8 protein-coding genes are annotated in these 8,742 nt (G+C 48.3%); 5 read left to right on the top strand and 3 right to left on the bottom strand.

Translation table 11 applies throughout. The features are described from left to right. The first annotated feature begins 807 nt into the window (after window positions 1–807). The 3 genes from FTO70_RS08720 (at window position 808) to FTO70_RS08710 (ending at window position 2,313) form a co-directional block, all read left to right on the top strand. Complete coding sequence (locus FTO70_RS08720; protein ID WP_369694351.1) at window positions 808–1,197, top strand: metal-sulfur cluster assembly factor; 390 nt, start codon at window positions 808–810, stop codon at window positions 1,195–1,197. A 137-nt stretch (window positions 1,198–1,334) separates the two neighbouring features. Next, complete coding sequence (locus FTO70_RS08715) at window positions 1,335–1,637, top strand: iron-sulfur cluster assembly protein (RefSeq protein WP_255335362.1); 303 nt, start codon at window positions 1,335–1,337, stop codon at window positions 1,635–1,637. A 49-nt stretch (window positions 1,638–1,686) separates the two neighbouring features. Continuing rightward, window positions 1,687–2,313, top strand: coding sequence for a SagB/ThcOx family dehydrogenase (locus FTO70_RS08710; protein WP_255335361.1), 627 nt, complete (start codon window positions 1,687–1,689; stop codon window positions 2,311–2,313). Window positions 2,314–2,425: 112 nt separating this feature from the next. Here the strand turns inward: FTO70_RS08710 and FTO70_RS08705 are convergent, their stop codons facing one another. Together FTO70_RS08705 and FTO70_RS08700 are read right to left on the bottom strand one after the other, a co-directional pair. Further along, a complete protein-coding gene (locus FTO70_RS08705) occupies window positions 2,426–3,112 on the bottom strand; it encodes a 2,3-diphosphoglycerate-dependent phosphoglycerate mutase (protein ID WP_255335360.1) in 687 nt (228 codons plus the stop codon). Between the two features lie 111 nt (window positions 3,113–3,223). Then, on the bottom strand, window positions 3,224–3,874 hold the full coding sequence (locus FTO70_RS08700) for an HD domain-containing protein (RefSeq protein ID WP_255335359.1): 651 nt from the start codon (window positions 3,872–3,874) through the stop codon (window positions 3,224–3,226). A gap of 445 nt (window positions 3,875–4,319) precedes the next feature. On the opposite strand from FTO70_RS08700, the gene FTO70_RS08695 reads away from it, so the two are divergent. Together FTO70_RS08695 and FTO70_RS08690 are read left to right on the top strand one after the other, a co-directional pair. Further along, complete coding sequence (locus FTO70_RS08695; RefSeq protein WP_255335358.1) at window positions 4,320–5,747, top strand: DEAD/DEAH box helicase; 1,428 nt, start codon at window positions 4,320–4,322, stop codon at window positions 5,745–5,747. Next, on the top strand, window positions 5,701–7,656 hold the full coding sequence (locus FTO70_RS08690; protein WP_255335357.1) for a DUF790 family protein: 1,956 nt from the start codon (window positions 5,701–5,703) through the stop codon (window positions 7,654–7,656). The genes FTO70_RS08695 and FTO70_RS08690 overlap by 47 nt, the downstream gene beginning before the upstream one ends. A gap of 498 nt (window positions 7,657–8,154) precedes the next feature. Here FTO70_RS08690 and FTO70_RS08685 read toward each other — a convergent pair whose 3' ends face one another. Further along, the gene (locus FTO70_RS08685) at window positions 8,155–8,301 is read right to left on the bottom strand and encodes a hypothetical protein (protein WP_255335356.1); all 147 of its coding nucleotides are present in this window, start codon (window positions 8,299–8,301) and stop codon (window positions 8,155–8,157) included. Between the last annotated feature and the right edge of the window lie 441 nt (window positions 8,302–8,742).

Genomic DNA, 8,742 nt, shown 5'->3' with positions numbered 1-8,742 from the left:
TTTCTGAATTTACTGATTTCTGAATTTACTGATTTCTGAATTTACTGATTTCTGAATTTACTGATTTCTGAATTTACTGATTTCTGAATTTACTGATTTCTGAATTTACTGATTTCTGAATTTACTGATTTCTGAATTTACTGCTTCTTACTTACTACTGTGCCGATTCCGAAAGAATCTTTATAATTTTCGAACTCTTCGCTTGGGTTATCAGGATGCCCTTTTTGGTTATTCAACTGCCCTTTTTAGAGATCCACCCAGGCTATTTCTTCAGTTATTCAAATTCCCTTTTCAGCTGCCTGAGAAATACTTCTTGATCCCGGAAACCGTTTTTCAGGTCAAGCGCGCGATCATGTCCCCGCCAGCTTATCTGAAAGGTGTTTCAATTAATTCGGAAACCGTTTTTCTATCCGGCTGATAGAGGAATTCCTCCGCCAGCTTGCCTGGCGGCGCCTCCCCATAAGAAATAAAAAAGCTAGAATTCAGAGTCAAACAGCTTTTTTTCGATTTACTCGAAGAAATACCAACTACACAAAAGTTGGCGAATGCTATTCTTTTTCAGTCATACAATTTTCAGTCATACAATATACTTATGGAAAAGGCCGGCTGCTTCGCTACACTTGCGGCCGGTGAGAGCGAAGGTACCTGAAAAGCAAATTGAAAAAGGTTTATATGGTTTTTTGATACCATGAGTTTCTGAGTTTCACAGTTTACTGAAATATCAAAACCTTTTTTTCGGGAAAGGAACCAGCTTTACAAGAAAAACGATAAGCGTATTAATTCCAGCCATATACTTAAAGAGGGGACATAAAATCACAGCAGATTCGAAGCAGTTCTGCACATTTTAACCCGGGAAGTGAGACCACCGTCAGCGAAGACGACATCCTCGAAGTTCTCAAAACCGTCTACAACCTGGATATTCCAATCAACATAGTGGACCTCGGGCTCGTATACGGTGTGGAAGTGGAAGGGGACAGGGTGCATATCAGGATGACACTTGCAAAAGTGGGCTGTTCCAGGTGCACGTTCATCACTGAGGAAGTCCGGAAAAAAGTCGAAGCAACCGAAGGGGTGAAGCAAGCGAAGGTTGAACTGGTCTGGGACCCACCATGGACCCCGGAAAGGATCTCAGAAAAGATCTCAGAAAGGATCTCTGACAGGGTTCCGGAAGATGTAAAAAAGAAGGGCATGAAATAGACCAATAGATCCCGAGCTAAAGCAAGAATTACTACATACACTACATACACTACATACACTACATACACTACATCCAGTCAACATTTTTTAGCAGAAACGTATTTAACTTTTAATTGTGTTTTTTTATAAAAGGGGGAGTGTACATCGTCAGTAAAGACGAAGTTATCGAAGTTCTCAAAACCTGCTACGACCCCGAGATTCCGATTAATATCGTGGACCTGGGGCTTGTTTACGGGGTGGAAGTCGAGGGAGACAAAGTTAATGTCAAAATGACCCTGACAATGCCGGGCTGTCCGATGGGGGAAGTTATGGTCGAGGACGTGATGCGGAAGCTTGAAGCAACCGAAGGTATCAGGGAAGCCGAAGTCGAGCTTGTCTGGGACCCACCCTGGACCCCGGACAGGATCTCGGAAAAAGCAATGAAGAAGATAACGGAATGAAGTCTTAAGACCTTGAAGAAAAAAGACCTTAAAGAAAAGGGGGAAAAGTATGGGAAACCAGGGAATAACCGACCTGCCTATGAAAATCAAACTGCCTGAACCGAAAGTTGCAGGCAAAAGCATGATGGAAGGAATCCTTGCAAAGAGGAGGTCCGTACGCAACTACTCCCAGAGGGAACTCTCCGAACCGATCATCTCCCGTTTCCTCTGGGCAGCCCAGGGAATAAGTTCGGAGGAGGAATTCAGGACAGCGCCTTCTGCAGGCGCACTTTACCCGCTTGAGGTCCACGTCGTGGTGGGAGAGGTAAGCGGGCTCGAACCCGGAGTATACCGGTATATCTCAGAAGAAAATGCCCTCATCCGGGAGACCTCGGGAGACCTGAGGAAAAAGCTGGCCGAAGCCGCCCTTTCCCAGCTCATGATCAGGAACGCTCCTGCCTCGCTCGTGATCACCGCCGTCTATCCCCGCATCACAAGCAAATACGGAAAACGCGGAATCCGCTATGCCTATATGGAAGCCGGGCATGCCTCACAGAACGTCTACCTGCTGGCAACCGAGCTTGGGATCGGGACCTGTGCAATCGGGGCCTTTGAAGACGAAGAGGTAAGAAAAGTGCTCAAACTGCCCGTAAATGAAGAGCCGCTGTATATAATGCCGCTTGGCCACCTTTACTGAAAGGCTGTGCGGAGATAAAAATGAGCAGATAAAAAGCCTGTATTAGAGGCCCTTTTTTCATTTCATCTTTTTTTCATTTCATCCTTTTTTTCACTTCACCTTTTTTTTCACTTCACCTTTTTTCCTTAACCAGTTTGCCTTCGGAAAAACCGTAAATAAGGGGTGTTGCCGTTGCAAGCGCCACTGATGGGATCTCCTCATCGGAAATATTCTCAATATGCTTTATAAGTGCCCGCAAACTGTTCTGGTGGGCGCAGATTATGACGTTTTTCCCGGCCTTCACGGCCGGAAAGATTTCTTTTTCGAAAAACGGAACCGCACGGGCAGAGATGTCTTTGAGGCTTTCCCCTTCCGGAGGCCCGGTTTCAAAGCTCCTGCACCAGGTGAAAATCTGCTCGTCCCCGTATTTTTCTTTCATTTTCTTCTTTTTCTTCCCCTGTAAAATCCCGTAATAGCGTTCGTTTAAGGCTTCGCTGGAATGAATCGGGATCACTTCGTCCTCGAAGTTTTCCGGGCAGGAATACCACTCCCGGTGTGCAGCGTTTTCACCTTCTGCCCCTGCTTCATGCACCAGGAACCCGGCCTTTTTCTGTTTCGAAAGGATCAGGAAAAGAGTCTCACGGGCCCGGATCAGTTTTGAGGTAAACGCCAGATCAAAATCAATACCCTCAAGGTCCAAAGCACAGCGCAAAGCATCTTCAATTCCCCCTTCGGTAAGCGGGGTGTCAAGCCAGCCTGCAAACCTTTTTTCAAGGTTCAACCTGGCCTCCCCGTGACGCACAAGCACCAGATAAGTCATTTAAGCCACCCTTTTAAAAAAATCATCTCAAAATCATCTCAAAATCATCTCAAAATCATCTCAAAATCATCTCAAAATCATCTCAAAATCATCTCAAATTTGCATTCCGGCTCATTTCTTCGATTCGGGACTGAATTCGAGCTTTGTGTCAAAAAGAAGGTCCCATAGGTCCCCTTTTTTGGCCATGCGTTCCGCATCAATTGCAGCGCCGGGACCTTTTATCTTAAATACAACGACTTTTTTCCCGAACCTTGAACTGCCCAGCCTGCTCTCCAGCCTGCTGTAGTCCAGGGCATCGGCAAGCCGCAGGAGGGCTGCTACCTTCAGGGCGATATCCTGAATTTCCTCAGGCATTTCTGCAAAGGAGGTTTTCCGGAGTTTTTCCAGCTTATCCTCCCCTGCCTTCTTCCTGTGCAAAAAAGCAGTCCAGGCCACGACCGGGCGGAGGCGTTCCGGGAGCTCGGCGGGAGGATGCCGAAACAGGATGTCCCTCCCGGCTTTGTGATGCTTTTCCAGGTCTGTCGAAACCCCCGTATCATGGACAAGAGCCGCGATTTCCATGAGCTGGCGGTATTTTTCATCCAGCCCGTGGACAGGAGCAAGCAGGTCGAAAAGTTCAAGCGCATTCCGGGCGACGTTATCTGCATGGCTGCGCTCGATACTATATTTATAATAGAGGGCCTCCAGGGGCAGGGGTTCGGGAACAAAATTTTCCCTTACACGACTGTTGTTTTCCCATCCAGGATTGTCTATCGGGCACATGTGGAATTCCTTTCACTATAATTCCCAATCTTTTCATAATCACAAACTTATAATCACTCATTTTGATGCCCGTTTTTTATATAACCGGAAGTAACTAAGTTTCTGAATTAAAATATACTGACCCTCTAATAATAAGCTTCTGTCCCACAAATATAAAAATTATATTTTGGAAAAGAAAAATCCTGCCCTGAAAAAGGAAATTCAGGACATAATCATTCCTCTCCAACCTGTAAACCTGAAAAACCCGAAAATTCACCAGAAGACAGAGGCAAAACTCCTGAGTCAGCCTTACAAAACCCTGCTTAAAACTCTGCCTTAAAACCCGCTTAAAAATCGGGTTAAAAACCGGCTTGAAACCCCTTATCAAAACCCGACCTCAAAACCCGAAATAAGAGCCCCTACATTCCTTAACCGTTATATACCATGCCCCAACTCTTAATAAACAATGGTCAGAATCCGCTTCAAGCAGGGAACCCTCCTTATAGAGGGCAGCGTGAGAGTCCCGAATGCAGTCTGGGATGAGAGGAGCAAAAGCTTCAGGGCTCCTGCCATGCACTACCGGGACATTACAAATTACCTTGACAATTCCGGCATTGATTATGAGGACAACGTCCTCGACCTCTTACCCTGTCCGGACCTGCAGGCAGCATACTCGGCTTCCGGGAAAAAGCTGAAGCTCCGGGACTACCAGGCCGAAGCCCTCGTCTCCTGGGGGGAAAACGAAAAAAAGGGCGTGCTTGTCCTGCCCACGGGGAGCGGAAAAACCCTTGTGGGGATCCGGGCAATTGCCGGGTGCAACACCCCTGCCCTGGTGATGGTCCCAACCCTTGACCTGCTTGAACAGTGGAAAAAACAACTTGAAGAAGCCTTTTCCATGGAAATCGGGAAATTGGGGGGCGGGGAAAAGAAGCTGCTTCCGATAACCGTGTCCACCTACGATTCAGCCTACATCCACGCCGGCGCGATAGGAAACAAATTCGGACTTCTCGTTTTTGATGAGGTGCACCACCTCCCTGCAGCCGGGTACCGGAGCATTGCCGAATTTTCCGCAGCCCCTTACAGGCTCGGGCTTACCGCTACCTACGAGCGGGAAGACGGGCTGCATACCGAACTGAGCCGGCTGGTCGGGGGAAAAGTCTATGAAAAGAAGGTCTCGGAACTTGCAGGCGGGCACCTTGCCCCTTACAGGATCGAAAAAGTAAATGTGGCGCTAACGGATGAGGAGCGGGAAGCGTACGAAGAGCACTATTCCGTCTTCTTAAACTACCTGAAAAAGACCGGGATCATAATGAAGAGCCCGCAGGACTTCCAGAAACTGGTCATGAAAAGCGGCCGGAACCCCCAGGCCCGAAAAGCCCTCCTGGCAAGAAACGCAGCCAGGGACCTTGCCTTCAACAGCGCCTCGAAACTTGAAAAGCTGGCCGAAATCCTCAGGGAGCACAGGGAAGACAGGGTCTTCATTTTCACCGAACACAACCGCCTTGTCCACCGGATTTCCCAAAAATTCCTGATCCCCGCAATAACCTACCGGACCCCTGTAAAAGAGCGGAACGCCGTTCTTGACAGGTTCAAAAACGGGACTTACCGGGCAGTGGTAACCTCAAGGGTGCTCGACGAGGGAATCGACGTCCCTGAAGCAAGCGTAGGGATCATCATGAGCGGGACCGGGAGCAAACGGGCCTATGTCCAGCGCCTGGGCCGCATCCTCAGGAAAAAAGAAGGAAAAGAAGCCGTGCTCTACGAGATCATAGCTGCAGAAACCTCGGAAACCGGGACCGCCCGCAGGAGAAAAGAAGCCCTTCCTGCTGCTGCCGCCGGAAAAGGGAGTGGCAAAGCAAAAAAATCAGGAGGTGAGTCCCCTGCTGACCTCTGACCTCCTCGTTTCCCGAATCACCCGCGGAAAGATAAAGCCCGAATACGCGGATTTTGGCTCATCAAACCTGGAACTTGCAGCCCTCCTTATCGAGACCTTCGAGCAGCACGTGGGAAAGCCCTACGGGGACCTGCTGGCCGAACTTGAGGGCTACGAGGAAATGAACTACCGCTTCGTCCGGGGCCTCTCCCAGCTGCTCGGGAGGCGGGCCGTGATCGAAACCGTTTCAGCCGTAGACCCTACTTCCGCAAGGACAGCCGTTTTTGAAGCCTGCGGAGGCATGGCCCTCTCCCCGTCCGAGAGGAAAAAAGCCCTGGAAAAAGCCGCCGAAAAACTCTCAATCTCCATTCCAGAACTTGAAAAAGCCCTCTGGGCCGACCTTGAGGAAAACCAGGTCCTGAAAAGTTTCGAGCCCCTTTCCCCTGCCGAACTCCTTCGGAAATACAACATCTCCCTGACCCAGACCCTGCTTTTCAAAGCCGTGGACATGGACATCCGGATAGCGGGGGATTACCAGAAAATCCTCTGGAGAATCCTTAAAACCGGGCTCATGTACTCCATGGAAGAAACGGAAGAGGAAGAGGAAGAGGAAGAAGGAGAGAAAACTGAAAAGGGAGAGGAAACGGAAGAGGGAGAGGAAACGGAAGAGGGAGAGGAAACGGAAGAGGGAAAGGAAACTGAAAAGGGAGGGAAAACGAGAAGGGGAAAGAAAAAAGAAGAAAGAATACACCTGCACCTGGACGGGCCTGCTTCCCTTTTCAAGATGTCAGAGCGTTACGGGAATTCTTTCGCCAGGCTTTTCCCGGCCCTCCTGAAATCAAAAGGCTGGGAGCTGAGAGCTGGAATCCTGCATAAGGGGTACCAGGGAAAGCGCGTCCTGGAATTTACCCTGGACGATTCCGAAGGGGTTTTCAGGCCGCTGCCCGGAGAAACCGGCTACCCGGAAAAAGGACCTCACCCTTCCGGGCTTAAGGTCGGTGAAGGTAGGGAAGGGTACGAAACCGAAACGGAAGGATACGAAACCGAAGCCGGAGCCGGATTTGGATTTGAGGACGAAGGCGAAGGCTCTGGTGTTCAGGGAGTGCCGGGAGTCCCGGAGCCCGAAGAAGAAATTGCAGCCTACGACAGTTCCTTCGAACAGGAATTCGGCAGCCTGAGTTTCGGGAACTGGAAAGTGAGCAGGGAGCCCACAGTCCTGAAAGCCGGAAAGTACGCCTTTGTCCCGGACTTTGCCCTGCAGAGGGACGGGGTGAAGGTCTATGTGGAAATAGTGGGGTTCTGGACCCCGGAATACCTGGAAAAGAAGATCGAAAAATTGAAGGAGGTCCGGGAACCGGTCGTCCTGCTGATCAACCGGAAGCTCAGGTGCTCGGAAAAGGACTTCCCTGCAAGGGACGTGATCTTCTTTGAAAAGAAAATACCGGTTTACGAACTCATGCAGGTCCTGCGCCGCTACGAGGACGAAAAACGCGCAGAAGACAGGGAAAAACTGCAGGATATGGAAATCCCCCTTTCAGGGGACCTGGTCAGCCTTGAAGCCCTGGCAAAGGAGAAAGGTACCTGGGCAGAAACCTTAAAAGAGGTGCTTTCCGGGAGGTTAACAGGTGCCTGGAAAAGTGTCGGAGAAGGCGTCGGGGAAAGTACCGGGAAAGGTGCCAGGGAAGGTATCGGGAACTATGTGCTGCTTGAAAATTACGCGCTCCACAGTACCCTCCTTGAAAAGATTGACCTGGAGCTTGAAAAGCTCGGGACTTCAGGCACATACGCCGGTGCCGTTAAGGTCTTTGAGGAATTCGGGTTTGACAGGAGCCTCTACTACCCTGTGCTCGAGCACCTCGGGTATAAAGTCAGCTGGTGCGGGCTCAGTGAGGATGACGCCCGAGTTAAAAAGGTAAAAGGAAAAGATTAAAGGTTTCTCCTTGAAATGGTCCTCATTGAAGCTGTTTACTCCGGAGCTGAATAGTCATTCGGATAACTTGGATCGGCATGAGGTCTTCAGGGATGTGGTTTTTGGGGGGAAATAAGGTTCTATGGATTCCATGGAACATCATCGATTTCATTGAAGGACATAAGTTTAAATTTATAATTTCAACACAATATTAGTTTTGGGATAGATTCTACTTATTCTACTTAAAAACTTCAATTAAAGCAGAAGAACATAGTGATATTTTTAAAAACAAACATGAAATTATTCAAATTACAGGCGAAAAGAAACAAAAGTACTTTTCAAGTCACGTTACTTTCATTCTAACAGATAAAGGAAAAAAATGTAAGGAGAATAGGCTGAATAATTGTTGTTTGCTTTTTCGATCACAACAAGGAAGCGGTACATGGTAAGTCCTCCAATTGGGGAAAAATGTGGTGTGAATGATGATATGGTATAATTATCGACAGATTGAGATCTCAATCAGCGGAACTGTTCCCGGTACCTGGATGTTCTGACGTAGCTTTCCCAGATTATGAGATTATCCCACTCTTCAAAATCCTCTTCCCCTACCCGCGAATGCATTCTTTTTTCAAAAGCAGAAAAGTCCATACCGTATTTCTGTTCCATTTCTGCTATCTTTTTGCCGTAGTAATCTATTTTTTGTTCGGCCTGATAATGCAATAGTCGTTTTGAGTCACCCACCAGTTACCACTTTATTACCATTTTGCCACTCAAATCTTAAATTCATTTGTATCTTTGTCTAAAACATCTTTTTCCATTACTCTTTTGAAAAGGCCGGTCTCGCAGGCTCGACCGGTGAGAGGAAGGGGACCTGCAAGCTGATTGTTCGAAAGTTGCTCCGAAGAGTGAAGCAAAATGAACAAACCTTTAAGGCCATAAGATGTCGGATTACTCAAAATTTTGCCGACGCCGATACTCTTACGATTCAAGTACGACATTCGGATCGTACAGTTAAATTACCCTGTCTAATAATCTGCTACTGGTTACGGTGCCAAAAATACCGTAAAGCCTCCGTATCCGGAGGCTGCCTTCGAAGGAGACTGTAAA

It is taken from the genome of Methanosarcina sp. KYL-1 (assembly GCF_024372725.1).
Taxonomy (GTDB): Archaea; Halobacteriota; Methanosarcinia; order Methanosarcinales; family Methanosarcinaceae; genus Methanosarcina.
This window is presented reverse-complemented; position numbering and strand designations above follow the sequence as displayed.